Genomic DNA, 26,614 nt, shown 5'->3' on the forward strand with positions numbered 1-26,614 from the left:
CGATCAACCATCGCGCCAGGTTATCTGCCCGACCCGGCCTGCGGGGGGCCGCGAAGATGCTAGAGCGCGGTCTGGTAGGCCAGGACTCCCCTGTTCACGGCGGTGATCGCCTTGCGGGCGGTGTCGCGGATGCCGGCCGACGCGGCGGGCGCGTCCCTCAACTGGGTGAGCAGGTCGAGCACCTGGCGCGCCCAGCGGACGAAGTCGCCGGCCGGCATGTCGGACTCGTAGTTGTGCCCGCTCGCCAGCACCCGGGCCAGCGGCTCGCCGCGGGCCCACCGGTAGATCGGCCAGACGAAGCCCGGGTCGGGCTCGCGGGTCAGCGACAGGCCGTGCGCGGCCTCGTCGGACTCGATCTCGGCCCACAGCTTCTGGCAGGCGTCGACCGCGCCGGTCGTCGCGCCCTTGGGCACCGAGGCCCGCTCGTCGCCCTCGCGGCGCGACTCGTAGAGCACCATGGACACGGCCGCCGCCAGCTCCTCCGGGGCCAGGCCCTCCCAGACGCCGCGGCGCAGGCACTCGGCGACCAGCAGGTCGGCCTCCGTCCAGATCCGGCCCAGCATCCGGCCGGCGTCGGTCACCTCGCCGTCGGCCGACAGGTAGCCGCGGCCGGTGAGCACCGCGAGGACCTGGTCGAAGGTGCGCGCGAGCGATCCCGTGCGGCCGGCCACCTTGTCCCGCAGGGCGTCGGTGTCGCGGGCCAGGCGGTGCCGGCGCTCGGCCCAGCGGGCGTGCTCCTCGCGGTCGGGGCAGGAGTGGCAGGCGTGCTGGCGCATCTGCACCTTGAGCAGCGCGATCTCCGCGTCCTCGCCGGGGACGCCCCGGTCGCGGCCGCGGCGCCGGGCGCCGTCGCCGTGCCGGTCCAGGCCGGTGGCGCTGACCGTGGCGGCCAAGTCCCGCCTGGCCGCGGGGGAACGGTGGTTGAAGTGCTTGGGCACTCTGATGCGCTCGAGCACGTCGACCGCGCCGGGGAAGTCGGCCGGGCTGACCCGCCCGGCCCAGCGGTCCTGGGTGAGCACCAGCGGGCGCGGCTCGCCGAAGCCGCCGCTGACCGGCTCGAGGACCACGGCCAGGCCGGCCCGGCGGCCCTGCGGCACCCGGATGACGTCGCCGACGCGCAGCTTCTCCAGGGAGGAGAGCGTGGCCGCGCGGCGCTGGGTGGCGCCCTGCCGGGCGATGGCCTTCTCGCGGTCGGCGATGGAGACCCGGATCGCGAAGTACTCGTCGAAGTCGCCGTGGTGGCAGGCGCCGTCGTCGCCGTACGCCCGCATGGTGTCGACGTTGCGCTGCACCTGCCGGGCCAGGCCGACCACCGAGCGGTCCGCCTGGAACTGGGCGAACGACGACTCGAGCAGCTCGCGGGACTCGTCGGCGCCGACCGTGCCGACCAGGTTGACCGCCATGTTGTAGGACGGACGGAAGCTGGAGCGCAGCGGGTAGGTGCGGGTCGAGGCCAGCCCGGCCACGTGCCGCGGGTCGACCTCCGGGCTCCACAGCACGACCGCGTGGCCCTCGACGTCGATGCCGCGCCGCCCGGCCCGCCCGGTGAGCTGGGTGTACTCCCCCGGGGTGAGGTCGACGTGCGCCTCGCCGTTGAACTTGACCAGCCGCTCCAGCACCACGCACCGGGCCGGCATGTTGATGCCCAGGGCCAGGGTCTCGGTGGCGAACACGGCCTTGACCAGGCCGCGGACGAAGCACTCCTCGACGGCCTCCTTGAACGCGGGCAGCATGCCGGCGTGGTGCGCGGCGACGCCGCGCTCGAGCCCGTCGAGCCACTCCCAGTAGCCCAGGACGGTCAGGTCCTCGCCGGGGATGCTGGCGACCTTCGCCTGGGCGATGCGCCGGATCTCCGCCCGCTCGTCGGCGTTGGTGAGCCGCAGCCCGCCGGAGAGGCACTGCTGCACGGCGGCGTCGCAGCCCGCGCGGCTGAAGATGAACAGGATCGCCGGCAGCAGGTCGGCCCGGTCGAGCCGGTCGACGACCTCGGCGCGCGGCGGCGGCTGCCAGCGGCGCGACCGGCCGCCGCGCGACTGCCAGCCCGGGCCCGCCGTGCGGTCGGTCAGCTCGAGGCGGCGCAGCATCTCGCGGGTGTAGCGCAGCAGCTCGGGGTGCACGTCGTGCTTGCGGGCCGCGTCGGCGTCGTGGAAGAGGTCGAACATCCGCTTGCCGACCAGCATGTGCTGCCACAGCGGCACCGGCCGGTGCTCGCTGACCACCACCTCGGTGTGGCCCCGGACGGTGACCAGCCAGTCGGCGAACTCCTCGTAGTTGCTGACCGTGGCGGAGAGCGACACCAGCGTCACCGACGCCGGGAGGTGGATGATCACCTCTTCCCAGACCGCGCCGCGGAACCGGTCGGCCAGGTAGTGCACCTCGTCCATCACCACGTAGGCCAGGCCCTGCAGGCTGGCCGAGCCCGAGTAGAGCATGTTGCGCAGGACCTCGGTGGTCATGACCACCACGGGCGCGTCGCCGTTGATGACGTTGTCGCCGGTCAGCAGGCCGACCTGCTCGGCGCCGTAGCGCGCCACCAGGTCGTGGTACTTCTGGTTGGAGAGCGCCTTGATCGGGGTCGTGTAGAAGCACTTGCGCCGGCCGGCGGCGCCGGCGCCGCGCAGCACGAGGTGCACCGCGAACTCGCCGACCACCGTCTTGCCGGCCCCGGTCGGCGCGCAGACCAGCACGCCGCTGCCGCGCTCGAGCGCCTCGCAGGACCGGCGCTGGAAGTCGTCGAGATCGAATCCGACATCCAGCATGAAATCGTCGAGGGCCGGGAACTCGGCCGCGCGGGCCGCCCGACGTTTCGAAGCCGCATACCGTTCGGCGGGGCTCACATCATCGGCACGGCTCGTCATGAACACAAGGCTAGTGCTTACCCCTGACACAACGAAGATCATGGCTTGCCGGGCGGCGCCGACAGTTGCGTCGGAGTCGCTGGGTATGGTGCACGGCGTGCCGGATGCCGCCGAATCGACCGCTTACCCGTCGCGCCGACAGGTCGACGCCGTGCTCTTCGACTTCCACGGCACCCTCGCTCAGGTGGAGGAGCCGGTGACGTGGGTGGTCGCCGCCGCGGCGGCCTGCGGGCGCGAGCTGGAGCGTGGCAAGGCCACGATCCTGGCCGACCGCCTGGTCACCGCCGGCCGGGCCGGCGGGCCGCTGCCCTACCGCGTCCCGCTGCACCTCGCGGAGCACTGGGCCGACCGTGACCTGTACGAACACAGCCACCGCGCGGCGTACACCGGCCTGGCGGAGACGGTCAGCACCGACGTGGAAGGGCTGGCCGACGCCCTCTACGAGCGGCTGCTGGGCCCCGCCGGCTGGCTGCCGTACGCGGACACCGAGCCGACCCTGCGCACCCTGCACGACGCCGGGATCAAGGTCGGGGTGGTGAGCAACATCGGCTTCGACATCCGGCCGCACTTCGCGGCGTGGGGGCTGGACGGCCTGGTCGACGCGTACGCGCTCTCCTACGAGGTGGGCCGCACCAAGCCCGATCCGGCGATCTTCCTGCGCGCCTGCGGCATGCTCGGCGCCGACCCGGAGCGCACGCTGATGGTCGGCGACAGCCCGGCCGACGCGGGCGCGGTGCGGGCCGGCTGCGCGGCGCTGGTGCTCCCGGCCGCCGAGCCGGGCCGCAGCAACGGCCTGAGCGCGACCCTGGCCCTGGCCGGCTGCCCGATCTGAGCGCGGTGGCGGCGACTTTTCCCTAGCATTGCGGCGTGAGCCGCGAGGTCGAGGAGCTCAACCGGCGCCTGCTCCGCGCCCGCGACGCGATCGACCGGGCGTACGCCGGGCCGCTCGACGTCCGCGCCATCGCGGCCGTCGCACACCTCTCGCCGGCGCATTTCAGCCGCTGTTTCCGTACCGTGTTCGGTGAGACGCCGCACCGCTACCTGCAGCGGCGGCGGATCGAGCGCTCGATGTTCCTGCTGCGCGAGACCGGCCGCAGCGTCACCGACGTCTGCTCCGCCGTCGGCTTCAACAGCCTCGGCACGTTCAGCCGCACGTTCCGGGAGATCGTCGGCGAGACGCCGACCGCGTACCGCGGCGGCAACGGGCCGGTCGTCGTGCCCAACTGCGTCCAGCTGGCCAACACCCGGCCACGCAAGACAGCAGTTCCGGAGAAGACTCCGCCGGGCCGGCGGCCCTAGCCTGACGACGTTCCCATCACACCCGGCGGAGGAGAGCCAAATGATCACCAAGCTGAACGTCGCGTCCATCTACGTCCTCGACAAGGACGAGGCGCTGGAGTTCTACGTCGGCAGGCTCGGCCTCGAGAAGGGTAACGACGTCCAGCAGGGCTCCTACCGCTGGCTGACCGTCCGGGTGCCCGGCGACGGCGGCACGGAGCTCTCCCTCGAGCAGCCGGGGCCGCCGCTGCACGACGAGGCGACGGCCGGTCAGCTCCGCGAGCTGATCGCGAAGGGCGCCATGAACGGCGTCGTGCTCAACACCGACGATGTCCGCGGGCTGTACGAGTCGCTCAAGGCGGGCGGTTTCACCGACTTCACGCAGGAGCCCACCGACCACTTCTACGGCACCGACATGGGCCTGCGGGACCCGTCCGGCAACGCGGTCCGGATCCTCCAGCAGGGTGCCTGAGGCTCCGGCGCGGCGGGAGGTCACACCGCCGGCGCGGTTGCCCGCCCGGCGATCTCGACCCGGTCGCGCCCGGCGGCCTTGGCCGCGTAGAGGGCCATGTCGGCGGTGTGGATGAGGCTGATGATGTCGTGGCCGTCGGTCGCCTCGGTGATGCCGGCGCTGACGGTCACCGAGATGGTGGCGCCGCCGGCGTACACGGGAGCGGCCCCGATCTCGCGGCGCAGCTCGTCGATGCGGGCGGCCGCGTCATCGGGGCCGACGCCGTCGAGGACGATCGCGAACTCCTCGCCACCGTAACGGGCCACCAGGTCACCGGGACTGGCCGCCGCCAGGTGCCGGGCAACCTGCCGGAGCACGTCGTCGCCGGTGTTGTGCCCGTGACCGTCGTTGATCTGCTTGAAGTGGTCGATGTCGATGAGCGCGATGCTGAACGGCCGGCCCGCCGCGAGCATGCCGGACAGCCCGGTCATCAGGTGGCGTCGGTTGTGCAGGCCGGTGAGGTGGTCCCGGGACGCCTGTTCGGCGAGGTCGTTGCGGAGTCTCTCGATGGTGGCCACCTGGGCGTGCAACCGGTCGTTCGCCTGTTCCAGGGCGCGGCGCTGCCGGTTGTGATCGGTGACGTCGCGGGCGACCAGAAGCCGGGCGCTGCCGCGCCGCCGGTGCCCGGCCAGTCCGCTGACCCGGACGCTGAGGTCGGTGCCCGTACCGCCGATGTCGTTGATGGTGAATTCGTGCTGCCCGCCGGCGGGCAGTTCGCCGAACGCGTCCGGAAGCAGGCCGCCGCCGGCGGCGCCGAGCCGGCTCAGGAGGCGGCCGGCGGCCGGGTTGTGGTCGAGGACGCGCCGCTGGTCGTCGACGACGATGGCGAGGTCGGACATGATGGTGAACAGGTCGCGGTGGGTGACCGGGGCGGACGACGGCCCTGACCTGTGGCGGACGACCCAGTACATGACCGGGGCGCTGAACGCGAACCCGATCGCGGTCATGCCGACGAGCCGGCCTCCGGAGAGCATCCCGGTGAGGTTGACGGCCAGGGTCGGCGCGTAGGCGACCATGGCCACCAGGTATGCGCGGTGGCGGCCGGCCGCGCGCTTGAAGATCCGTAGGACGGCGATCGCGGCCACGGTGAGCACCAGGTAGCTGTAGGCGGCGTGCACCCAGAACAGCGGGCCGAAGACCGCGGCGTACGCACCACCGCCGCTGGTCGGCTCGAGGTGGTCCAGAAACAGGTGGTGCCACGGGTTCGTCGCCAGGACGACGGCGCACAACAACGGCTCCGCCGCCAGCAGTACGGCCATCCGCGGCCGGAGCCGCCAGAAGCGGTCGGCGAGCGCCCGGGCCGCCGCCCACCACCCGGCGATCACCGCGAACACGCCCGCGTACGCCAGCGAGATCGCCCACATCGACGCGGTCTCGTCAGGCAGGAACAGGTTGACCATCGACATGGCCGACCACCAGGCCGCGCCGGCCGCCATGAAGGCGATCGGGCCGTATCCGGCCGCCTCGTCCCGGCGCCGCCAGGCTGATACGGAGACCACCGCCGAGATCACCACAGCGGCGGCGAATGTCGCCGCGAACGCCAGAACCGCAGTCACCGTTCTGCCTCTCGTTCATCGGACTCTCATGACCCCGCCCAGCTCAGAGGTACGTGTCGACCAGCGTGCCGAGCGTCGCCGAGGCGGGCCGGGCCGGCTCCTGCTCGGCGGCCGCGACGTGGTCCGCGATGGTGCGGGCGCCCTCGACCGTCTTCGCGGCGGAGGCGTCGGCCTGCGCGAGGGTCGCGGTGGAGACGGTGCCCGAGCTCAGCGAACCGATCGACATGCGGTCTCCCTCGCGTGCGGTGTGGGGCTTCCCCGCTCAGTTCGGCGCCGGCGCGGCGGCGCTGACGGCGAAGCGGCGAAGGCAACCGGACCGCACCCGCGGCGGGCTCAGCGCAGCAGGCGCACCGCGCCCGGAACACACGTCACGACCAGATCCAGCGCGGCGACGCGCTCGCCGTCCGCGTACCCGAAGATCCCCTCCGAGGCGATCCGGACCTCCCGGGCGCGGTAGCTGGTGACCGCCGGGTCGGTGACGTGCGTGCCGCGGCGCAGGCGCGGCTTGAGCCGCGCGACGGCGCCGCGCCCGAGCGGGCCGGCGACCACGACGTCGAGCAGGCCGTCCGCCGGGTCGGCGTCCGGGCAGATCCGCATGCCGCCGCCGTAGCTGGCGCAGTTGCCGACGGCGACCAGTACCCCGCTGAAGCTGTGGTCGACGCCGTCGAGGACCAGCGAGTAGCTGCGCGGCCGCAGCCGGGCCAGCTCGAGCAGGATGGCGAGGTCGTAGCGGCGCGGGCCGCGCGGCCAGCGCATCCGGTTGGCGCGCTCGTTGACGATCGCGTCGAAGCCCGCGGCCAGGACGGCGCCGAACCAGCGCACGTCGCCCTCCGCGGTGGTCACCCGGGCCATGTCGATCTCGGTGGCCCGCCCGGTCCGGACCGCGTCGGCGATCGCGTCCGCCGCGGCGAGGGGGTCCGACGGGACGCCGGTGCCGGCCACGAAGTCGTTGCCGGTGCCGGCCGGGACCATGCCGAAGCCGACGGTGGTGCCGGCGACCGCCTGCACCGCCCGGTGCAGCGTGCCGTCCCCGCCGAAGCCGACCAGCGCGCCGACGCCCTCGGCGACGGCGCGGTGGCAGGCCTTCTCGGCGTCCTCGGCGCTTGCCGCGCTCAGCAGCCGCACGGTCCGACCGGAGGCGCCGAGCCGGTCGAGGACCTGGGAAAGCAGACCGCGGTGCCGGCCCCTGCCCGCAAGCGGGTTGGCCAGCACCGCGATGTCGTCGCTCGTCACAGCCGGGAGGGTACCCGGCCGGTGCCTCAGGTCATATCGTCGAACCGGCTCTCCAGCGGCAACGGTTTCGCCACCGGCACCGGGGCCTCGACCGGGGACGGCGTCTCGATCCGGTCGCCCGCGGTGACCGGGTCCCGGTCGTCCTCGAGCGGCGAGATGGTGTCGTCGTCCAGCCCGGCGTAGATCTCCTTGCCGCGGCCCTTGCGCTTGTCGTTGAGGAAGGCGACGCCGACCGCGAGCAGGTAGAGCACGACCATGCAGAGCGCGAGCAGCGTCATGCCGAACGGGCCCGGGTCCGGCGTGGCGATGGCGGCGAAGCCGAACGACAGGAAGACGACGACGCGCCACCAGCTCATCAGCTTCTGCGCGGACACCACGCCCGTGAAGTTGAGCATCAGCAGGATCAGCGGGAACTCGAACGCCACCCCGAACAACAGGATCATGTTCGTCACGAAGCCGACGTACGCCCCGACCTCGAGCTGGGTGGTCACGCCCAGGATGCCGGCCTCCTGGATGAAGGCCAGGCTGTGTTTGACGACGAAGTACGCGAGCACCGCGCCGCCGATGAACAGCGGCGCCGCGATGGCCACGAAGACGTACGCCCACTTGCGCTCGTGCCGGTGCAGGCCCGGCGCGATGAAGGCCCAGAGCTGGTACAACCAGACCGGCGCACCGAGGATCAGTCCGACCCACAGCGCGATCTTCAGCTTGAGGATCAGCGGGTCGACCACACCAAGGACGACGAAGTTGCAGACCCGCTCACCCTCGGCGTTCGTCACCCACGAGCTGTCCAGCGAGCAGTACGGCTGCTTGAGGATGTCGAACACCCAGCCGGAGATGATGAAGCCGATGATCAGGCCGCCGACGATGCCCAGCGACGACCAGAAGAGACGGTTACGCAACTCCCGGACGTGCTCGATCAGCGTCATCGAACCGTCGGAGGCCTGCTCGAACTTGCTCGGCCCCCGGCGGCGGAGGGAGAAGGCCACGATGGGTCAGCGGTCGTTGGTGCGCTGCACCGGGTCCACGTAAGGCTGGGCCGGCGGCTGCTGGAACTGCTGGCCGTTCGCAGGCGGCGCCTGCGGGTAGCCCGGCTGGCCCGGCTGCTGGATCTCGTCGGGCTGCAGCGGCTGCCGCGAGTACTGCGGCTCGGCCTTGTCGGCGACGTTGTTGTCGTCGTTGTCGACGAGGCCCTTCGTCTCAGCCTTGATGATCCGCAGCGAGCGGCCGAGCGACCGGGCCGCGTCCGGCAGCCGCTTCGCGCCGAACAGCAGCACGAGGACGACTACGAAGATGGCGATGTGCCACGGCTTGAGGGCGCCCATGGATACTCCAGTCGATCGGATCAGGGTCCTGACGGGTGATGCGGGTCCATCGTACGTGTGGTTGTTGTGAGAGACCCGTGCCGGACCTGTTTGTTTGCGTTCCGGGCCCGGGGATTTCGGACAACACCCCCGGGAACGCCGCACGCTATCACGGGCTCACGTCTTCTGTAAGGAGTGTTATTCGTCCGACCCGTGACCGGCCCTGATCACGGCCAGCCGGGACTGCATGACCTCGGCCCGGTCCTGCACGGCGGCGGCCGAGCGCTCCAGCACCGCCGCGCGTTCCTGCAGCTTCGTCGCCTCCTGCCGGCGCCGCTCCAGCTTGCGCCCGGCGCGCTCCAGGCCGGAGAGCCGGCCCAGCACGGACAGCACGGCGGCCACCAGAATGATCACGGCGAGGACCACCACGGCGATCACGATCCACGTCACCATGGCGGACAGCTTAGGCGGTGCCGGGCGCGGGCGCCGCGTACTGGTCCAGCGCGGTCGTGGCCTGTTCGCGGATCCGGTCGACCAGCTCCGCCGGGCCGACCACGGTCACGTCCGGGCCGAGGCCGAGCAGCAGCCGCTGCGCCCAGCCCAGATCCGTGACCCGCATCGTCACGATCCACTCGTCCCCGTCGCGCCGCACCTCCTCGCACGGGTAGTACTCGGTGATCCACCGGCTGCCCCGGCCCACCCGGAGCGTGACCAGCGGCAGGTCCGGCGTCGGGTGGAACACGCCGTCGCTCAGGTCGTGCGGCACCGCCCGCGCCGGCGGCGCGGACGGCTCGTCCAGCTCGGTGAACGCGTCGATGCGGTCCACCCGGAAGAGCCGGGTGCCCTCGGCGCGCCGGCACCAGGCCTCCAGGTACGCGCGCGGGCCGACCATCAGCATCCGCATCGGGTCGACGACCCGCTCGCTGGTCTCGTCCCGGGCGGCCGTGTAATAGGTCAGCCGCAGCGCGTGCCGGCGCTCGACCGCGCCGCGGATCTCGTCGACCTTCGCCAGGTCCGCGGGCAGCCGCACCGCGACCGGGGTGTCGACGACGTCGCCGGTCGCATTCTCGATCTTGGCAAGCGCCCGCTCGATCGCGTCCCGCGACCCGATCCCCGGCGTCTCGGCCAGCATCCGCAACGCCACCACCAGGGCGAGCGCCTCGTCCGGGTTGAGCCGCAGCGGCCGGTCGATGCCGGCGTCGTAGGTGATGGTCACCCGGTCGCCGTCGAGCGCCATGTCGATCAGGTCGCCCGGGCCGTAGCCCGGCAGGCCGCAGACCCACAGCAGCTCGAGGTCCTCACGCAGCTGGCGCTCGGTGATCCCGAACGCGGCCGCCGCCTCGGCGACGAGAATCCCCGGGCGGGCCAGCAGGTACGGCACGAGATTGAGCAGCCGGCCCAGGCGGTCGGCCGAGGCCTTGTTCTCCCGGGTACGGGGCGCGGGGGTCATCGCAGCACCGCGGGCAGCACCCGCTCGTGGCGCGCCACGACCTCCTTGAGCTGCTGGATGACGGCCTCGCGCAGCTCCGGCGGCCCGTCCGCGCGCACGTCCGCGCCGTAGCCGACCAGCCGCGAGGCCAGCCACTCCACGTCGGAGTACGGCAGGGTCAGGCGATCGCCGTCGGGGCCGGGCACGGTCTCCACCGCGAGCCGGCGCAGCCCGGCGGCCCGACCGGGGCGCACCAGCACCGTGGCGCGCCCGTTGCGCTCGACCGGGCCGAACCGGCGCGAGACGTGGCTGATCAGGTCGACGTCCGCCGGCGGGGTGAACGCGCCCTCGGGGCCGACCGCGCGGACCGCTCCGACGATGCGCGACAGCCGGAAGCAGCGGGTGGCGTCGCGGTCCCGGTCGTGGCCGACGACGTACCACCGGCCCTGCCAGCAGACCACGCCCCACGGCTGCAGCCGGCGGGTGGACGGCTCGTCGACCTCGGGTACCCGGTAGGAGAAGGTGACCGCCCGGCGCTTGCGGGCGGCGCCGGTCAGCGGGCCGAACGCCGGGTCGACCGTGACGACCGGCTCCACCCCGAGGGTGGCCTGCGGGTCGACCTCGACGCCGGCGGCGCGCAGCTTGGCCAGCCCGGAGGACGCGGCGGCTGCGAGGCCGGCGTGCTGCCAGAGCCGGGCGGCGATGCCGACGGCGGCCGCCTCGTCGGGCTCGAGGGGTATCTCGGGAAGCGCGTACTCGCGGTGGGCGATGCGGTAGCCGGACTCGGTGTCGAACGCGCTCGACAGGCCCGTCTCGAGCGGAACGCCCAGCTCGCGAAGCTCGGCCTTGTCCCGCTCGAACTTGCGCTGGAACGCCTCGTGGTCGCGGGGATCGTCGGGGTCGTGCTCGTAGCCGGGCACGGTCGCGGCGATCTGCGCGGCGGTCAGAAACCGTCGCGTGGACAGCAGGCAGATCACCAGGTTCACCAGGCGCTCGGTGCGGGTCCGCGACACGACCGAAACGCTAGCAGCAACCCCGCCCGATGGCGGTATGCGCAGTCCGCGCTCGCGTTCCGGCGGCGCCAGCGGCCGCCGAATCACCCCAAAACACCCAGCCGGGCCGCTGCGCCGCGCACGGCCGGCCGATAGGGTCGCCGTCATGGTGCGCTGGCGATCAGGAACGGTCACGACGGTACGGCGTGAGTGGCACGGCGCCGTCGAGCTCGACGTGACGACGGACGACGGCACGGTGCGCGCGCTCGCGTACCCGGAGCTGACCGGCGCCCCGGTGGCCGGCGACCGGGTCCTGCTGAACGTCGGCGCGCTGGTGATGGGCCTCGGCACCGGCGGCTACGCGCTGGTGGTCGCGCTCCCCGACCGGCTGCCGGCCGACCCGCCGCGGTCCCCCGGCACCGACCGCGACTCGGGCCACCTGGTCAAGGCCCGGTACACGCCGCTGCAGCCGATCCTGCTCGGCGTCGACGAGGAGGCTTCGCCGCACCGCGAGGTGATGGCCCGGGCGGACAGCCTCGACGGCATGCCGGTGGTGACCGCCGACCTGCACTCGGCCCTGCCCGCGATCCTGGCCGGCGTCCACGCGGACCGCCCGGACGCCCGGGTCGCGTACGTGATGACCGACGGCGGCGCCCTGCCGGCCTGGTTCTCCCGCACGCTGGACGGCCTGCGCGACCGGCTGGCCGGCACGGTGACCACCGGCCAGGCCTTCGGCGGCGACCTGGAGGCGGGCACGGTGCACACCGGTCTGCTGGCGGCGCGGCACGTGCTGGGCGCGGACGTGACGATCGTCGCGCAGGGTCCGGGCAACCTCGGCACGGGTACGCCCTGGGGCTTCTCGGGTGTCGCCCTCGGCGAGACGATCAACGCGACCGTCGCGCTGGGCGGCGCACCGGTCGCGTCGCTGCGCATCTCCGACGGCGACGCCCGCCCGCGCCACCGCGGCGTCTCGCACCACAGCCTGACCGCGTACGGGAGGGTCGCGCTGGTCCCGGCGGACCTGGTGATCCCGGACGACCTGCCGGTCGACCTGGCGAAGGAGGTCGAGGCGGACCTGGCGCCGCTGACGGGGCTGCACCGGCTGGTCCGGGTGCCGACGGCGGGCCTCGACGCGGCCCTGGAGGCGAGCCCGGTGCGGCTGTCCACGATGGGCCGGGGCCTCGCGCAGGACCACGCCTACTTCATCACCGCCGCCGCGGCCGGCCGGCACGCCGCCACGCTCATCGGCTGACCCGGCGCCTTGCCCGCCGCCGGCCCTCGGCGTCAGTCGAAGAAGATGATGTAGAGCCAGCCGAGCAGGATCAGGCCGAGCGCGGTCGCCATCAGCCAGGTCGGTACCAGGTGCCTGCCGCTGCGGGCCTGCTGGACCTGGGAGTAGACGCGATCACGGCGGCGCCCGACCCGCGCCCACATCACATCCTCGATCGACCGCTCCGGCTTCTCGGCGGGCGGCGGCTGGTCAGGCTCGTGCGATGGCGTCGTCATGGCCTGACCAGCCTAGCCGCTGCGTTTCACATACTGGCGATCAGGCGCTCCACGCGCTCGTCGTACGCCCGGAACGGGTCCTTGCACAGCACCGTGCGCTGCGCCTGGTCGTTCAGCTTGAGATGCACCCAGTCGACCGTGAAGTCGCGGCGCTTCTCCTGCGCGTGCCGGATGAACTCGCCGCGCAGGCGGGCCCGGGTCGTCTGCGGCGGCGTCTCCTTCGCCTCGAAGATCTCGAGGTCGTTGGAGATCCGGTCGACCTGCCGGCGCTTCTCCATCAGCGCGTACAGGCCGCGGCCGCGGCGCACGTCGTGGTACGCCAGGTCCAGCTGGGCGATCCGCGGGTGGCTCATCGGGATCTCGTGCTTGGCCTGGTAGCGCTCGATCAGCTTGTACTTCGACACCCAGTCGATCTCACGGGAGACCGGGTTGAGGTCGCCGCTCTCGATCGCGTTGAGCACCCGGCCCCACAGCTCGACGACCCGCTTGGCGGTCGGGTCGCCGCCGCGGCGCTCGACGAACTCGGTCGCCTTCGCCAGGTACTCCTGCTGGATCTCGAGAGCGCTGACCTCCTTGTTGTTGGCCAGACGGATCTTGCGACGGCCGGTGATGTCGTGCGAGACCTCGCGGATCGCCCGGATCGGGTTCTCCAGCGACAGGTCGCGCATGACCACGCCGGCCTCGATCATCCGCAGCACGATGTCGGCGCTGCCGACCTTGAGCAGCGTGGTGACCTCGTTCATGTTGGAGTCGCCGACGATGACGTGCAGGCGCCGGTAGCGCTCGGCGTCGGCGTGCGGCTCGTCGCGGGTGTTGATGATCGGGCGGCTGCGCGTGGTCGCGCTGGAGACGCCCTCCCAGATGTGCTCGGCGCGCTGCGAGAGGCAGAAGACCGCGCCGCGCGGGGTCTGCAGCACCTTGCCGGCGCCGCAGATGAGCTGGCGGGTGACGAGGAACGGGATGAGGACGTCGGCGAGCCGGCCGAACTCGCCGTGGCGGCTCACCAGGTAGTTCTCGTGGCAGCCGTACGAGTTGCCGGCCGAGTCGGTGTTGTTCTTGAACAGGTAGATCTCGCCCGCGATGCCCTCGTCGTGCAGCCGCTTCTCGGCGTCGACGAGGAGGCCCTCGAGGATCCGCTCGCCGGCGCGGTCGTGCGCGACCAGGTCGGTGACGGAGTCGCACTCGGGCGTTGCGTACTCGGGGTGGGAACCGACGTCGAGGTATAGGCGGGCACCGTTGCGGAGGAATACGTTGCTGGAGCGTCCCCAGGACACCACTCGGCGGAACAGGTAGCGGGCCACCTCGTCGGGCGACAGCCGCCGCTGTCCCCGATAGGTGCAGGTGACTCCGTACTCGGTTTCGAGGCCGAAAATTCGCCGTTCCATGACGAAACACTAGCCTCACAAGTGCCGCTCGCGGCAGTGACAACGCGCCGTTTCACCGATGCACAGCGTGGTCTCGCCGGACCGAGATCAACTCTCAGGCCTGCGACCTGCGGATACACTCTCGCTTGATGAATCTTCTGGTCACCGGCGGCGCCGGCTTCATCGGCTCCCACTTCGTACGCACCGCGCTCGCCGACGCGCTGCCGGGCCTGGAGGGCGTCCGGATCACGGTCCTGGACAAGCTCACCTACGCCGGCAACTTCGACAACCTGGACCCGGTGAGCCAGAGCCGGCGCCTCGATTTCGTGCCCGGCGACATCTGCGACGCGGCGCTGGTCGAGTCGGTCCTGCCGCGACACGACGCGGTGGTGCACTTCGCCGCCGAGTCGCACGTCGACCGCTCCATCGCCGGCGCGGCGGAGTTCGCCATGACGAACGTGGTCGGCACCCAGGTGCTGCTGGACGCGGCCCTGCGCCACGGCACGTCCCGCTTCGTGCACGTCTCCACCGACGAGGTGTACGGGTCGATCGCCACCGGCGCCTGGACCGAGCGCTCGCCGCTGTCGCCCAACTCCCCGTACGCCGCGACGAAGGCCGGCTCGGACCTGCTGGCGCTGGCGTACCACCGCACGCACGGGCTGCCGGTCGTGGTGACCCGCTGCGCCAACAATTACGGGCCCTACCAGCACCCCGAGAAGCTGATCCCCCGCTTCGTCACGAACCTGCTGGAGGGCCGCAAGCTGCCCCTGTACGGCGACGGGACCCAGGTGCGCGACTGGGTGCACGTGGACGACCACTGCCGGGGCACCGCGCTGGTGCTGCAACACGGGCGGCCCGGCGAGGTCTACCACATCGGCGGCAACACGGAGCTGTCGAACCGGGACCTGACCGCCCTGCTGCTGAAGGCCTGCGACGCGGACTGGGACAGCGTCGAGACGACCGCGGACCGCAAGGGCCACGACCAGCGCTACGCCCTCGACGACGACCACATCCGCCGCGAACTCGGCTACCGCCCCCGGGTGGACTTCACCGCCGGCCTCGCGGACACGGTCCAGTGGTACCGCGACCACCGCGACTGGTGGCGCCCCCTGGTCACCGACTGACAGACCCCGCACCAAGCCGCCAGAACCGGCCGGCAAGCCGCCGCACCCGGCAGGCCGCCGCAGGCGGGCGACAAGCCGCCGCACCCGGCAAGCCGCCGCACCCGGCAAGCCGCCGCAGGCGGGCCGGTCCAGACCCGGGCCGCCCCGCCCCGACCCGGCCGCCGCCGTGGTGGCGGCGGGCGGGGTGGGCCTGGGTGGTGGGTGTCAGGAAGCGTCGGGCTTGGGTGGCTCCTTGCCCTCGAGGTCCGTGGACGCGGCCGAGACGGTCGGCTTGTCCTCGCCGGGTGCCGGCGGGGCGACGTCGCCGGCCTCGCCGATCTCCTTCTCGGGCTGGTCCTTGCCGCCCTCGAGGAGGGTGGTCAGCGCCGCGCCGGAGATGCGGCGGAACGCGCGGCCCATGCGGCGGCGGTCCAGGACGGCGACCTCGAGCTGGGCCGCGCCCAGCGTGCGCGGGGCGCCGTTCTCCCCGCCGACGCTGGCCAGGCCCTCGACGGCCAGGGCCAGGGCGGTGGGCAGGTCCGCAGCGACGTCGTGGCGGGACTTGAGGACCGTCGAGATGGCCTCGGCCGAGCCGCCCATGGCCATGAAGCCGGGCTCGTCCTGGACGGAGCCGTCGTAGGTGATGCGGTACAGCTCGTCGGCCTCGGGCGAGGTGCCGACCTGCGCCACGCAGATCTCCACCTCGTAGGGCTTCTGCGTCTCCGAGAAGATCGCACCGAGCGTCTGGGTGTATGCGTTCGCGAGCGCCCGGCCGGTCACGTCCCGCCGGTCGTATGCCAGCCCGTTGAGGTCCGCCATCCGCACGCCAGCCCGGCGCAGGCTCTCGAACTCGTTGTAGCGGCCGACGGCCGCGAAGCCGATCCTGTCGTAGAGCTCGCTGATCTTGCGCAGCGAGGTGAGGTTCTCGGCGACCAGCAGTACGCCGCCCTCGTAGGTGAGGACGACGGCGGAGCGGCCGCGGGCGATGCCCTTGCGGGCGTACTCCGAGCGGTCGCGCTGGACCTGCTCGGGTGAGGCGTAGAACTGCATGGCCACGGGTGGCTACTCCTTCGATGACCGGATGGCTGGCTCTTGTGGCGAATACTTCCGGGCGATCAGCCGCCCGGGTTCTCCATCCGTCCGGCGACCACTGCCTCGGCCACCGCGCTGATCTCGGCCTCGGTGAGCCGGTGGGTGCTGTCCGCCGTCGCGGTCATCACCACCGGGTAGATCTTGCGGGTGATGTCGGGCCCGCCGGTCGCGGTGTCGTCGTCGGCGGCGTCGTAGAGCGCCTCCACCGCCAACTGGATCGCGTCCTGGGTGCTGACGCCGGCGCGGTACTTCTTCTTCAGCGCCGCCTTGGCGAACAGCGAGCCGGAGCCGATCGCGTCGTAGCCGGTCTCCTCGTAGAGGCCGCCCGCGACGTCGAAGCTGAAGATGCGCCCGGCCCGCGACGGGTCTGAGGGCGACAGGTCGAAGCCCGCGAAGAGCGGGACGACGGCCAGGCCCTGCATGGCCGCGCCGAGGTTGCCGCGCACCATCGCGGCGAGCCGGTTGGCCTTGCCGTCGAGGGACAGCATCGCGCCCTCGATCTTCTCGTAGTGCTCCAGCTCGACCTGGAACAGGCGCATCAGCTCGATGCCGATGCCCGCCGTGCCGGCGATGCCGATCAGCGAGTAGGCGTCCGCCGGGTGCACCTTCTCGATGTCGCGGCTGGCGATGAGGTTGCCCATGGTGGCGCGGCGGTCGCCGGCCATCACGACGCCCTCGGCGCTCGCGATGGCGACGATGGTGGTGCCGTGCGGCGCTATGTCGGCGTGCAGCCCCGGCGGCAGCGGCCGGCGACCCGGCAGCAGCTCGGGGGCCGCTTGGCTCAGGAACTGCGTGAAGGAGGACGTCCCCGCATTGGTGAACACATCTGGAAGACGCCCGGATGGATCAAAACCCGCTGCCACGTGGTTCCTTTCAGATACGTGATCGCTTCGGCGAGGAGTTCCGGGCTGTCCCGGAACTGCCCGAGGCCGCCGTCGCAGTTGAAGCACAATATCCCGCGCACCCATCCGGTGCGATGATCGTGATCGAGGTGTTGGGGATCGGCTGCGCCACAGATGGCGCAGCGTCCTTCCTGGGCCAGCAGCATCTCGTCGAACTCGACCGAGCCGCGGCCGTTGCGGTCATCAAGCCCCCGTGGCATGTCCGCTTCGCCCCCTCTGGCGTTACTCGCCGCCCTTTTGGACGTAACCCCGCACGAACTCCTCGGCGTTCTCCTCCAGCACGGAGTCGATCTCGTCGAGCAGGTCGTCGACATCCTCGGTGATCTCGGCGTGTCGCTCGGCAACCTCAGGGTTGGCCTCGGTGGTGACGTCCTCGATCTCCTCGTCGCGCTTACCCTTGCCTGACTGCGACTGACCGCCGGTGTCTCGCGTTGCCATGGCCTGTCCCCCTTCATGACCCAACTGGTTCGGGTTGGGAAAAACTTACCTCGCGGGTACGACGAAAACGCCCGTCGTCACGGGTGTTTCTCGCCCGCGCGGCGTCAGCGGCTCGTGATCACTTCGAGCAGGTCCTTCGCGGTGTCGCACTTGTCGAACAGCGCGCCGACGTGCTTCTTGGTGCCCCGCTCCGGCTCCATCATCGGTACCCGTACGAGCGACTCGCGCCCGACATCGAAGATCACCGAGTCCCAGCTCGCCGCGACCACTTCGGACGCGTACCGGGCCAGGCACTCGCCGCGGAAGTAGGCCCGGGTGTCCTCGGGCGGCGTCACCATCGCGCTGCGGGTCGCCTCGTCGTCCAGCAGCGTCTTCATCGAGCCGCGCGCGACCAGGCGGTGGTACAGGCCCTTCTCCGGGCGTACGTCGGAGTACTGCAGGTCGACCAGCTGGAGCTTCGGCGACGACCAGGCCAGGTTCTCCCGGTCCCGGTAGCCCTCGAGCAGGCGCAGCTTGGCGACCCAGTCGAGCTGGTCGGAGAGCACCATCGGGTCGCGGCCGAGCTGGTCCAGGACGTCCTCCCAGCGCTGCAGCACGTCGACGGTCTGCTCGTCGGCGTCGGTGCCGTAGCGGTCGTCGCAGAAGTTCTTGGCCCGCTCGTAGTACGCCCACTGCAGGTCGAGCGCGGTGAGCCGGCGGCCGTCGCGCAGCCGCATCAGGTGCTTGAGCGACGGATCGTGGCTGACCGCCTTGAGCTCGGAGACGGGGTCCGCGACGCCCAGCTCGCCGGTGAAGACCTTCTCCTCGATCATGTTGAGGATCAGCGCGGTCGTGCCGACCTTGAGGTAGGTGGAGATCTCGGAGAGGTTCGCGTCGCCGATGATCACGTGCAGGCGGCGGTACTTGTCGGCGTCGGAGTGCGGCTCGTCGCGGGTGTTGATGATCGGCCGCTTCAGGGTGGTCTCGAGACCCACCTCGACCTCGAAGAAGTCGGCCCGCGAGGAGATCTGGAAGCCCGCGCCGGTGCCGTCCTGGCCGATGCCGACGCGGCCGGCGCCGCAGAAGATCTGCCGGGTCACGAAGAACGGGGTCAGGTGCGCCACGATGTCGGCGAACGGCGTCTGCCGGCGCATCAGGTAGTTCTCGTGCGAGCCGTACGAGGCGCCCTTGTTGTCGGTGTTGTTCTTGTAGAGCTGGATGCGGTGCGTGCCGGGAATCGTGGCGGCCCGCCGCGACGCCTCGGCCATCACCCGCTCGCCGGCCTTGTCCCAGCGGACGATGTCCAGCGGGTTGGTGCACTCCGGGGTGCTGTACTCCGGGTGCGCGTGGTCCACGTAGAGCCGGGCACCGTTGGTCAGTATCACGTTGGCCAGGCCGAGGTCCTCGTCGGCGAGCGCGTCCGCCGGGTCGTACGCGGCACCGGAGTAGGTGAAACCGCGGGCGTCGCGCAGCGGCGACTCCTCCTCGTAGTCCCACCGGGCCCGGCCGCCCCGGTTCAACTCCGGACGCGCCCCGTACGCGTTGACCACCTGGGACGAGGTGACCATCGGGTTGGCGCCGGGCTGACCAGGCACCGAGATGCCGTACTCCACCTCGGTACCCATGATCCGTCGAACGCTCATGCGATCACCTCCGCTGACGCCACGGAGATGACGCGAGTCGGAACCGAGCTCATGCCGACCACCTCACCCGCCACTGTGCTGCCGTTGCCCATGTATCGAGCCTAGACGCTCCCCGAGCGGTTCTCCGCTCTGGGCGTGCTCGCCACGATACGCAGAGTAGAGATGCGCGACGCGGACGAGGTGGCGCGTCGTAGCGCCTCCCCGCCCGCGTCGGGCGTTGCCATGTTCTACAGGTACTGACCGGTGTTGCTGGCCGTCTCGATCGAGCGGCCGGCCTCTGCGCCCTTGCCACCGGAGACCAGCGTGCGGATGTAGACGATCCGCTCGCCCTTCTTGCCGGAGATGCGGGCCCAGTCGTCGGGGTTGGTGGTGTTGGGCAGGTCCTCGTTCTCCCGGAACTCGTCGACGCAGCTGTCGAGCAGGTGCTGGAGCCGGAGACCCTTCTTGCCGGAGGTGAGGAACTCCTTGATCGCCATCTTCTTGCCGCGGTCGACGATGTTCTGGATCATCGCGCCGGAGTTGAAGTCCTTGAAGTAGAGGACCTCCTTGTCACCGTTGGCGTAGGTGACCTCCAGGAAGCGGTTCTCCTCGGACTCCGTGTACATCCGGAGGACGACCGCCTCGATCATGGCCGCGACGGTCACGTCCCGGTCGCCGCCGTGCTCGGTCAGGTCGTCGTCGCTCAGCGGCAGGCCACTGAGGATGTACTTGGCGAAGATGTCCTTCGCCGCCTCCGCGTCCGGACGCTCGATCTTGATCTTCACATCGAGCCGGCCGGGGCGCAGGATCGCCGGGTCGATCATGTCTTCCCGGTTGGAGGCGCCGATGACGATGACGTTCTCCAGGCCCTCGACACCGTCGATCTCGCTGAGCAGCTGCGGGACGATGGTGTTCTCCACATCGGAGGAGACGCCGGAGCCGCGGGTGCGGAATATCGAGTCCATCTCGTCGAAGAACACGATGACCGGCGTACCCTCGCCGGCCTTCTCCCGCGCCCGCTGGAAGACCAGGCGGATGTGCCGCTCGGTCTCACCCACGTACTTGTTGAGCAGCTCGGGACCCTTGATGTTGAGGAAGTAGCTGGTGTGCTTCTCCTCGCCACGGCGCTCGGCGATCTTCTTCGCGAGCGAGTTCGCCACGGCCTTGGCGATCAGGGTCTTGCCACAGCCGGGCGGGCCGTAGAGCAGGATGCCCTTCGGCGGGCGCAGCTGGTGCTCCCGGAACAGCTCGGCGTGCAGGAACGGCAGCTCCACCGCGTCGCGGATCTGCTCGATCTGCGAGTGCAGGCCGCCGATGTCGGTGTAGTCGACGTCCGGCACCTCTTCGAGGACGAGCTCCTCGACCTCGCTCTTCGGGATGCGCTCGTACGCGTACGCCGAGCGCGGCTCGATCATGAGCGAGTCGCCCGCGCGCAGCTTCGACACCAGCAGCGAATCGGCCAGGTGGACGATCCGCTCCTCGTCGGCGTGCGAGATGACCAGCGCCCGGTCGCCCGGACCGCCGGCCGGGTCCTCGAGGATCTCCTTGAGGAGGACGACCTCGCCGACCCGCTCGTAGCCGAACGCGTCGACCACGTTGAGAGCGTCGTTGAGCAGGACTTCCTGCCCCCGCCTGAGCTCCTCGACCGCCAGCGACGGGGAGACCGCCACCCGGAGCTTGCGTCCGCCCGTGAAGACATCGACTGTGCCGTCCTCATGGGCGGCGAGGAATACGCCGTAGCCGCTGGGCGGCTGGGCGAGCCGGTCAATCTCCTCTTTGAGAGTGACGATCTGAGCCCGGGCTTCCTTGAGGGTCGCCACGAGCCGGTCGTTGTTCTCGGTCAGCCGAGCGAGCTGCGCCTGCGTTGCCGCGAGCCGTTCCTCGAGCTGCCGGACGTGTCGGGGGCTTTCGGTCAACTTGCGCCGAACCAGGGCTAGCTCCTCCTGCAGGAACGCAACCTGGCTGGAGAGATCGTTGGCCTCTTTCTCCCAACGTGCGGCGCCTGACGCCTCGTCGCTACGTGCCACGTCCCACCTCCCCGGGGGCTCGAACGTCTTGGAGATAACACTAGCCGCTGTGGGCCGGTTTTCGACCCATGCAACACCCTCGTCACTGAACCTTGATCGATTCGGCCAGGTACCCGCACCGAGTGGTCAGAGCCTTCGGGTAACGTCGGACGGGGCTAGTCAGGGGAGGTAAACGGTGTCGGCTGTGACCGAGACGGGCGAGCTCGAGGTCTGGGTGGATCAGGACCTGTGCACCGGTGACGGGCTGTGCGTGCAGTACGCGCCCGAGGTGTTCGAGTTCGACATCGACGGGCTCGCGTACGTCAAGGACAGCACGGGTGAGCTGCTGCAGAACCCCGGGGTGCGCACCGGCGTGCCGGCCCGGCTGCGGCTCGAGGTGATCGACGCGGCCAAGGAGTGCCCAGGCGATTGCATCCACGTCGTGCGCAGCGACGACGACGTCGAGATCGCCGGACCGGACGCCGACTGAGGCGCCGGCCGGGCCCGGACGGGCCGTGCGCGGCGCCCGTCCGGTGGTGCCGGAAATGTCACAGGGTCGGGCGACCGACCAAAGATGCGACAACTCGGGAAAACTCTTCCAATCGGGCGATTTGCCCCGGTCCGCCGTCGTCGAGCGTCTTGCCGAAGCGCAGCGCGTCGTGCCGCAGCGCGGCCCGGCCCTCGTCCTCGGCCATCCCGGGCGGCGGCACCGCGTCGTCCACCGAGCTCAGCAGCAGATAGACGTCGATGCTGTCGACCCGCGCCTGCCCGGTCGGCGTCCGGGTGAGCCGCCGGCGGCAGCCCACCTCGGTGACCGTCGAGAGCGGCACCACCCGCAGCGACGAGGTCATCGAGCCGACCGGGCCGTCGCCGGGCGCCACGTCCTCGCCGTGCCAGAGCACCAGCCGGCTGCCGTCGCAGATGACGACCTCCTGCCAGACGCCGTTGACCTCGTTGACGAAGCGCTCCAGCGTGAAGCACAGCACGGACGCGCCGCGCAGCACCCCGAAGAGCGCGTCGAGCGCCACCTCGGGATCGCGCAGGTAGGCCCGGGCGGCCGAGTCGAGATCCTCGTAAGGCGACCAGTCCGGGAAGACCGCCGGCATCTCATTGCTGCCACCGAACGGCGGAGAACTCATCGCGCCCACCCGTTCCCTCCGCTCCCAAACCCCATCGAAACCCGCGACGGAAACTACCGGATCCGTCCCGAACCGTCACACCCCGGTATCGTCAGCCGTCTCCGTACCTTCGGCCGCGATGGCCGCCCGCGCGGCCTTGCGCAGGGCGTACGCCTCGGCGCCCTTGCTGGGCTTGCGGCGCCGCGGCGGCGCGGTCACGCCGGGCGCGAGCCGGCGCGCGGAGACCAGGAACGCGGTGTGCGCGATCATCCGGTGGTCGGGGCGCACGGCGAGGCCGTCCGCGTGCCAGTCGCGCACCAGCGACTCCCAGGCCCGGGGCTCGGTCCAGCCGCCGCGCTCGCGCAGCGCCTCGACCAGCTCCGAGAGCTGCGGGGTGGTGGCGACATAACCGATGAAGACGCCGCCGGGCACGAGCGCGCGCTCGACCATGCCGAGGGCCTCCCAGGGGGTCAGCATGTCAAGGACGATCCGGTCGAAACCGGACCCCTCGGCCTCCGCCACGTCGCCCTGGTGCAGGTGCCAGGCGGGGTGCGGCCCGCCGAAGAACGCCTCGACGTTCTTGCGCGCGATCGCCGCGAAGTCGTCCCTGAGCTCGTACGAGTGCAGCTCGCCGGTGCTGCCGACGGCCCGCAGCAGCGAGCAGGTCAGCGCGCCCGACCCGGCGCCGGCCTCCATGACCTTGGCGCCCGGGAAGATGTCGCCCATGGCGACGATCTGCGCCGCGTCCTTCGGGTAGATCACCTGGGCGCCGCGCGGCATGGAGAGCACGTAGTCGGAGAGCAGCGGGCGCAGCGCCAGGTAGGCCGTGCCGCCGCTGGAGACCACGACGCTGCCCTCGGGCAGGCCGATCAGGGCGTCGTGCTCCAGGGCGCCACGGTGGGTGTGGAAGGCCTTGCCGGACTCCAGCACGATGGTGTGCATGCGGTTCTTGGGATCCGTGAGCTGCACACGGTCGCCCTCGCGGAACGGCCCGCGGTGGGCGGGCGCGGGCTCGTCGACGACGGTGGTGGATTGCACAGTCACTGATCGCTCTTTCATGTCGGTAGGAGAACTCAACGGCCGGACGGCCTGCGCGCGGCGCGGCGCGGTTCCAGCAGCTCGGCCAGGTCCGCGATGTGCAGCACGCCGACGACATCCTCCCCGGAGGTGACCACGTACTGCGCACCCGGGTGCGCCTGCACGGCCCGGACCACCTGTTCGCCGCTCAGCCCGAGCGACAGGACGGGCAGCCGGCCGAGGTCCTGGGAGACCGAGTCGACCGAGACCCACGGCCGCCGTTCGGCCGGCACGGCGGCCGAGCCGGCCGCGTCGACCAGGGCGACCACCCGGCCGCTGGAATCGGCGACGGCCAGGGCGTCGCGGGCCCGGTCCGCCGCGTCGGCGCGGCGCTGTGCCTCGGCCAGCGGCGTTCCCGAGGGTACGGCGAAGAGCGGCCGCGCGAGGGTGCCCAGGTCGACCAGCGGGTACCGCCGCGTCATCCGGGCCAGCCTGATGGACTGCCCGGCGCCCTGCCACAGCGTGTAGACCACGAGCAGGATGAAGACCAGGCCGAACAGCGTGAGGACGTTCAGCCGGTACAGGGTGAAGACGGCCATGCCGGTGAGCACCGCGATGCACCGGCCGCACCAGGCGGCCGCGACGGTGGCCCGGTTCCGGTCCTTGATCAGCGCCCAGAGCCCGGCCCGCAGCGCCCGGCCGCCGTCCAGCGGCAGCCCCGGCAGCACGTTGAAGATGGCGATGATGATGTTGCCGGCGGCGATCTGGAACACGATCTGGCCGGCGACCGTGCGGTCCGGCAGGGCGAGCGCGGCGGCGGTCGCGAGCCCGCCGAGCACGAACGAGACCGCCGGGCCGGCCAGCGAGACCAGCGCGTCGACGCGGGGCGTCGGCGCGTCGCGGTCCAGCTCGGTCCAGCCGCCGAGCAGCTCCAGGGTGATGCGGCGCACCCCGATGCCGTAGCGCCGGGCGGTCAGCGCGTGGCCCAGCTCGTGCAGCAGCACCGAGGCCAGCAGGCAGACCACGAAACCGAAGCCCGCGGCGTACGCGGGCGCGCCGGACAGGCCCAGCTCGGCCTCCGCGTAGCCGCCGTAGACGACCGTGACCAGCAGCGCGAGCAGCAGCATCGAGGGGTGCAGGTACACCGGGAAGCCGAGCACGTGACCGACCATCCGGCCGGGCCGCCGCGCCTGGCGGGTCTGCTGAGCGCCTTCGTCCACGCATCGATGCTACGGACCGCGCCTGAGAGCCCCGCCTCGCCGGTTTCGTCATACCCGTCCCATAGCCTTGTCACCATGACGGCAGAAACGGTTTTGTCTCCTTCCGCGGACGCGCCCGGCGACGCGGTGCCCGGCCCCGCCGCCGGCCGGGTGCCCGGCCCGGACGAGCGCCCCGCCGGGCCGTCGCTGTCGCCGTCGCGGGCCGCGGACTTCAAGACCTGCCCGCTGCTGTTCCGCTTCCGCACGATCGACCGGCTGCCGGAGCGGCCGACCGCCGACCAGGTGCGCGGCACGCTGGTGCACGCGGTGCTGGAGCGCCTGTTCGACCTGCCGGCCGAGCAGCGCACGCCGGAGTCGGCGGCCGCGCTGGTCGCGCCGGAGTGGGCCCGCCTGCTCGGCGAGGAGCCGCTGCTGGCCGGCCTGTTCGCCCCGGCCGCCCCGGACGCGACCACCGCGCCGGACGGGACCGCGCCGGACGGGACCGTCGCGGCGCCGGGCGAGGCCGCGGAGCCGCTGCCCGGCATCGCGGCGGGCGCGGAGGCGGAGCGGATCGCGGCGTTCCTGAGCGGCGCCGGCGACCTGCTCGCCGGCTACTTCGCGGTCGAGGACCCGCGGCGGCTGGAGCCGGCCGAGCGGGAGAGCCTGGTGTCGACGCTGGTCGGCGACGAGCTGCTGATCCGCGGCTACATCGACCGCCTCGACGTCTCGCCCGCCGGCGACCTGCGGGTGGTCGACTACAAGACCGGCGGCGCGCCGCGCGAGGCGTTCGAGGGCCGCGCGCTGTTCCAGCTGAAGTTCTACGCGCTGGTGCTGTGGCGCACCCGCGGGGTCGTGCCCCGGGTGCTGCGCCTGCTCTACCTCAAGGACGCCGAGGTCTGCGACTACAGCCCGGACGCGGCGGAGCTGGAGCGCTTCGAGCGCACCCTGATGGCGCTGTCCCAGGCGATCGAGCGGGCCAAGGCCGACCGGGACTTCCGCCCGAAGCCGAGCAAGCTCTGCGGGTGGTGCAGCCACCAGCGGTTCTGCCCCGAGTTCGGCGGCACTCCCCCGGCCTACCCCGAACCGGCAGCGGCCGAGACACCCGGCCCGGCGGCGGCGCCCGGCCTTGCGGTGCCCGACCCGGCGGCGGCGCCCGGCCCGGCGGTGCCCGGCCCGGCGGTGCCCGACGACAGCGGCACGACCGGTGGCCCCGGCGCGGCCGGCACCACCCCGGTGCCGTCGTCCCGCCGCCCGTAACCGCGACGGCCCGCCACCCGGCCCCGCCACCGCCCGGCGGGGGATGCCGCCGGGGATAGGGACCTGCGGGGATCACCTATCGTGTGCAGGGCCGATTGCAGGGCCGGCTACCCAGCACTGGAGGCACAGCGGATGACGGCGAGCGACCGCGCGACGGCGACAGCCGCGGCGGCCACCCGACCGGTCCGGGTGCTGCTCGCCGACGACCAGCCCATGCTGCGGTCCGGGCTGCGGATGGCGCTGAACGGCGCCGAGGGCCTGGCCGTCGTCGGCGAGGCCGGCGACGGGGTCGAGGCCGTCGACCTCGCCCGCCGCCTGCTGCCCGACGTGGTCGTGATGGATGTGCGGCTGCCGCGCCTCGACGGGCTCGCCGCCACCCGGGCCATCGGCGACTCCGGGCTGCCGGTGCGCGTGCTGATCCTGACCGCGCTCGACGCCGACGAGCACGTGCTCGCCGCCGTCGCCGCCGGCGCGGCCGGCTACCTGGGCAAGGACGTGCCGCCGGCCGAGCTGGTGTCGGCCATCCGCGCGGTCGCCGACGGCGGCTCGGTCGTCGCACCGCAGCTCCTGGCGCGGCTGCTCGCCCGCCTCGCCGACGCGCTGCCGGCGCCCGCCGCCATGTCGGCCGCGCCGGCCCTCGGCGCCCTGACCGAGCGCGAGCGCGAGGTCTTCATGCACATCGCGAAGGGGCACTCGAACGCCGAGATCGCCCGGGCCCTGACCGTCAGCGAGACGACGGTCAAGACCCACGTCGGGCATCTGCTGACCAAGCTCGGCCTCCGCGACCGCGTGCAGGCGGTCGTGCTGGCCTACGAGGCCGGGCTGGTCCGGCCCGGCCGCTGAGACGCCG

At 72.0% G+C, this 26,614-nt stretch carries 28 protein-coding genes; 8 read left to right on the forward strand and 20 right to left on the reverse strand.

Annotated elements, in window-relative coordinates; all coding sequences use genetic code 11:
• Positions 1 to 59 precede the first annotated feature (59 nt).
• Positions 60 to 2,858, reverse strand: coding sequence for a DEAD/DEAH box helicase (locus ACIBSW_RS08270; protein WP_354722398.1), 2,799 nt, complete (start codon positions 2,856 to 2,858; stop codon positions 60 to 62).
• 85 nt (positions 2,859 to 2,943) lie between these two features.
• On the opposite strand from ACIBSW_RS08270, the gene ACIBSW_RS08275 reads away from it, so the two are divergent.
• The 3 genes from ACIBSW_RS08275 to ACIBSW_RS08285 are packed head-to-tail and all read left to right on the forward strand — an operon-like array spanning position 2,944 to position 4,608.
• Positions 2,944 to 3,690, forward strand: coding sequence for an HAD-IA family hydrolase (locus ACIBSW_RS08275; RefSeq protein WP_354722447.1), 747 nt, complete (start codon positions 2,944 to 2,946; stop codon positions 3,688 to 3,690).
• A 35-nt stretch (positions 3,691 to 3,725) separates the two neighbouring features.
• Positions 3,726 to 4,157, forward strand: a complete 432-nt coding sequence (locus tag ACIBSW_RS08280; RefSeq protein ID WP_354722399.1) for a helix-turn-helix transcriptional regulator — start codon at positions 3,726 to 3,728, stop codon at positions 4,155 to 4,157.
• Between the two features lie 40 nt (positions 4,158 to 4,197).
• A complete protein-coding gene (locus ACIBSW_RS08285; protein WP_354722400.1) occupies positions 4,198 to 4,608 on the forward strand; it encodes a VOC family protein in 411 nt (136 codons plus the stop codon).
• 20 nt (positions 4,609 to 4,628) lie between these two features.
• On the opposite strand, the gene ACIBSW_RS08290 is transcribed toward ACIBSW_RS08285, so the two are convergent.
• From ACIBSW_RS08290 to ACIBSW_RS08325, 8 genes are all read right to left on the reverse strand, one after another.
• Complete coding sequence (locus tag ACIBSW_RS08290) at positions 4,629 to 6,203, reverse strand: diguanylate cyclase (RefSeq protein WP_354722401.1); 1,575 nt, start codon at positions 6,201 to 6,203, stop codon at positions 4,629 to 4,631.
• A 43-nt stretch (positions 6,204 to 6,246) separates the two neighbouring features.
• Positions 6,247 to 6,429, reverse strand: coding sequence for a hypothetical protein (locus ACIBSW_RS08295; RefSeq protein WP_354722402.1), 183 nt, complete (start codon positions 6,427 to 6,429; stop codon positions 6,247 to 6,249).
• 107 nt (positions 6,430 to 6,536) lie between these two features.
• A complete protein-coding gene (locus ACIBSW_RS08300) occupies positions 6,537 to 7,436 on the reverse strand; it encodes a diacylglycerol kinase family protein (protein WP_354722403.1) in 900 nt (299 codons plus the stop codon).
• Between the two features lie 26 nt (positions 7,437 to 7,462).
• Positions 7,463 to 8,425, reverse strand: a complete 963-nt coding sequence (gene tatC / locus ACIBSW_RS08305) for a twin-arginine translocase subunit TatC (protein WP_354722404.1) — start codon at positions 8,423 to 8,425, stop codon at positions 7,463 to 7,465.
• A gap of 6 nt (positions 8,426 to 8,431) precedes the next feature.
• The gene (gene tatA, locus ACIBSW_RS08310) at positions 8,432 to 8,761 is read right to left on the reverse strand and encodes a Sec-independent protein translocase subunit TatA (RefSeq protein ID WP_354722405.1); all 330 of its coding nucleotides are present in this window, start codon (positions 8,759 to 8,761) and stop codon (positions 8,432 to 8,434) included.
• Positions 8,762 to 8,938: 177 nt separating this feature from the next.
• Entirely contained in the window at positions 8,939 to 9,193 is a 255-nt protein-coding gene (locus tag ACIBSW_RS08315; protein WP_354722406.1) for a hypothetical protein, read from the reverse strand.
• A gap of 10 nt (positions 9,194 to 9,203) precedes the next feature.
• Positions 9,204 to 10,190, reverse strand: coding sequence for a YafY family protein (locus tag ACIBSW_RS08320; RefSeq protein ID WP_354722407.1), 987 nt, complete (start codon positions 10,188 to 10,190; stop codon positions 9,204 to 9,206).
• Positions 10,187 to 11,182 (reverse strand): WYL domain-containing protein, encoded by a 996-nt coding sequence (locus ACIBSW_RS08325; protein ID WP_354722408.1) that lies wholly within the window; start codon positions 11,180 to 11,182, stop codon positions 10,187 to 10,189. The genes ACIBSW_RS08320 and ACIBSW_RS08325 overlap by 4 nt, the downstream gene beginning before the upstream one ends.
• Positions 11,183 to 11,327: 145 nt before the next feature.
• Between ACIBSW_RS08325 and ACIBSW_RS08330 the strand changes: the two genes are divergently transcribed.
• Positions 11,328 to 12,413 carry a DUF3866 family protein gene (locus ACIBSW_RS08330; protein ID WP_354722409.1) on the forward strand — a complete coding sequence of 362 codons (1,086 nt, stop codon included), beginning with the start codon at positions 11,328 to 11,330 and terminating at the stop codon, positions 12,411 to 12,413.
• Positions 12,414 to 12,445: 32 nt separating this feature from the next.
• On the opposite strand, the gene ACIBSW_RS08335 is transcribed toward ACIBSW_RS08330, so the two are convergent.
• The gene (locus tag ACIBSW_RS08335) at positions 12,446 to 12,667 is read right to left on the reverse strand and encodes a hypothetical protein (RefSeq protein WP_354722410.1); all 222 of its coding nucleotides are present in this window, start codon (positions 12,665 to 12,667) and stop codon (positions 12,446 to 12,448) included.
• Positions 12,668 to 12,693: 26 nt separating this feature from the next.
• Positions 12,694 to 14,052 carry a Pup--protein ligase gene (gene pafA, locus ACIBSW_RS08340; RefSeq protein WP_354722411.1) on the reverse strand — a complete coding sequence of 453 codons (1,359 nt, stop codon included), beginning with the start codon at positions 14,050 to 14,052 and terminating at the stop codon, positions 12,694 to 12,696.
• Positions 14,053 to 14,180: 128 nt separating this feature from the next.
• On the opposite strand from pafA, the gene rfbB reads away from it, so the two are divergent.
• Complete coding sequence (gene rfbB / locus ACIBSW_RS08345; RefSeq protein ID WP_354722412.1) at positions 14,181 to 15,155, forward strand: dTDP-glucose 4,6-dehydratase; 975 nt, start codon at positions 14,181 to 14,183, stop codon at positions 15,153 to 15,155.
• Between the two features lie 204 nt (positions 15,156 to 15,359).
• On the opposite strand, the gene prcA is transcribed toward rfbB, so the two are convergent.
• The 6 genes from prcA to arc form a co-directional block, all read right to left on the reverse strand.
• The gene (gene prcA, locus ACIBSW_RS08350; RefSeq protein ID WP_354722413.1) at positions 15,360 to 16,190 is read right to left on the reverse strand and encodes a proteasome subunit alpha; all 831 of its coding nucleotides are present in this window, start codon (positions 16,188 to 16,190) and stop codon (positions 15,360 to 15,362) included.
• Between the two features lie 59 nt (positions 16,191 to 16,249).
• Entirely contained in the window at positions 16,250 to 17,089 is an 840-nt protein-coding gene (prcB, locus tag ACIBSW_RS08355; RefSeq protein ID WP_354722414.1) for a proteasome subunit beta, read from the reverse strand.
• Positions 17,008 to 17,328 carry an endonuclease VII domain-containing protein gene (locus ACIBSW_RS08360; RefSeq protein ID WP_354722415.1) on the reverse strand — a complete coding sequence of 107 codons (321 nt, stop codon included), beginning with the start codon at positions 17,326 to 17,328 and terminating at the stop codon, positions 17,008 to 17,010. Before ACIBSW_RS08360 ends, prcB begins: the two co-directional genes overlap by 82 nt.
• Positions 17,329 to 17,350: 22 nt before the next feature.
• Positions 17,351 to 17,566 (reverse strand): ubiquitin-like protein Pup, encoded by a 216-nt coding sequence (locus ACIBSW_RS08365; RefSeq protein WP_023364349.1) that lies wholly within the window; start codon positions 17,564 to 17,566, stop codon positions 17,351 to 17,353.
• Positions 17,567 to 17,670: 104 nt separating this feature from the next.
• Positions 17,671 to 19,188 (reverse strand): depupylase/deamidase Dop, encoded by a 1,518-nt coding sequence (dop, locus tag ACIBSW_RS08370; RefSeq protein WP_354722416.1) that lies wholly within the window; start codon positions 19,186 to 19,188, stop codon positions 17,671 to 17,673.
• A 227-nt stretch (positions 19,189 to 19,415) separates the two neighbouring features.
• Positions 19,416 to 21,194: a proteasome ATPase gene (arc, locus tag ACIBSW_RS08375; protein WP_184993339.1), complete on the reverse strand. Its 1,779-nt coding sequence runs from the start codon at positions 21,192 to 21,194 to the stop codon at positions 19,416 to 19,418.
• Between the two features lie 184 nt (positions 21,195 to 21,378).
• Between arc and ACIBSW_RS08380 the strand changes: the two genes are divergently transcribed.
• Complete coding sequence (locus ACIBSW_RS08380; RefSeq protein WP_354722417.1) at positions 21,379 to 21,663, forward strand: ferredoxin; 285 nt, start codon at positions 21,379 to 21,381, stop codon at positions 21,661 to 21,663.
• 58 nt (positions 21,664 to 21,721) lie between these two features.
• Here the strand turns inward: ACIBSW_RS08380 and ACIBSW_RS08385 are convergent, their stop codons facing one another.
• From ACIBSW_RS08385 to ACIBSW_RS08395, 3 genes are all read right to left on the reverse strand, one after another.
• Entirely contained in the window at positions 21,722 to 22,312 is a 591-nt protein-coding gene (locus tag ACIBSW_RS08385) for a hypothetical protein (protein WP_184993337.1), read from the reverse strand.
• A gap of 75 nt (positions 22,313 to 22,387) precedes the next feature.
• Positions 22,388 to 23,335 (reverse strand): tRNA (adenine-N1)-methyltransferase, encoded by a 948-nt coding sequence (locus ACIBSW_RS08390; RefSeq protein WP_354722418.1) that lies wholly within the window; start codon positions 23,333 to 23,335, stop codon positions 22,388 to 22,390.
• A 29-nt stretch (positions 23,336 to 23,364) separates the two neighbouring features.
• Positions 23,365 to 24,480 (reverse strand): site-2 protease family protein, encoded by a 1,116-nt coding sequence (locus tag ACIBSW_RS08395; protein WP_354722448.1) that lies wholly within the window; start codon positions 24,478 to 24,480, stop codon positions 23,365 to 23,367.
• Positions 24,481 to 24,603: 123 nt separating this feature from the next.
• On the opposite strand from ACIBSW_RS08395, the gene ACIBSW_RS08400 reads away from it, so the two are divergent.
• A complete protein-coding gene (locus ACIBSW_RS08400; RefSeq protein WP_354722419.1) occupies positions 24,604 to 25,764 on the forward strand; it encodes a PD-(D/E)XK nuclease family protein in 1,161 nt (386 codons plus the stop codon).
• A gap of 132 nt (positions 25,765 to 25,896) precedes the next feature.
• Complete coding sequence (locus tag ACIBSW_RS08405; RefSeq protein WP_354722420.1) at positions 25,897 to 26,607, forward strand: response regulator transcription factor; 711 nt, start codon at positions 25,897 to 25,899, stop codon at positions 26,605 to 26,607.
• The last annotated feature ends 7 nt before the right edge of the window (positions 26,608 to 26,614 follow it).

The sequence above is a fragment of the Actinoplanes sp. NPDC049668 genome, from assembly GCF_044465445.1.
Lineage (GTDB): Bacteria > Actinomycetota > Actinomycetes > Mycobacteriales > Micromonosporaceae > Actinoplanes.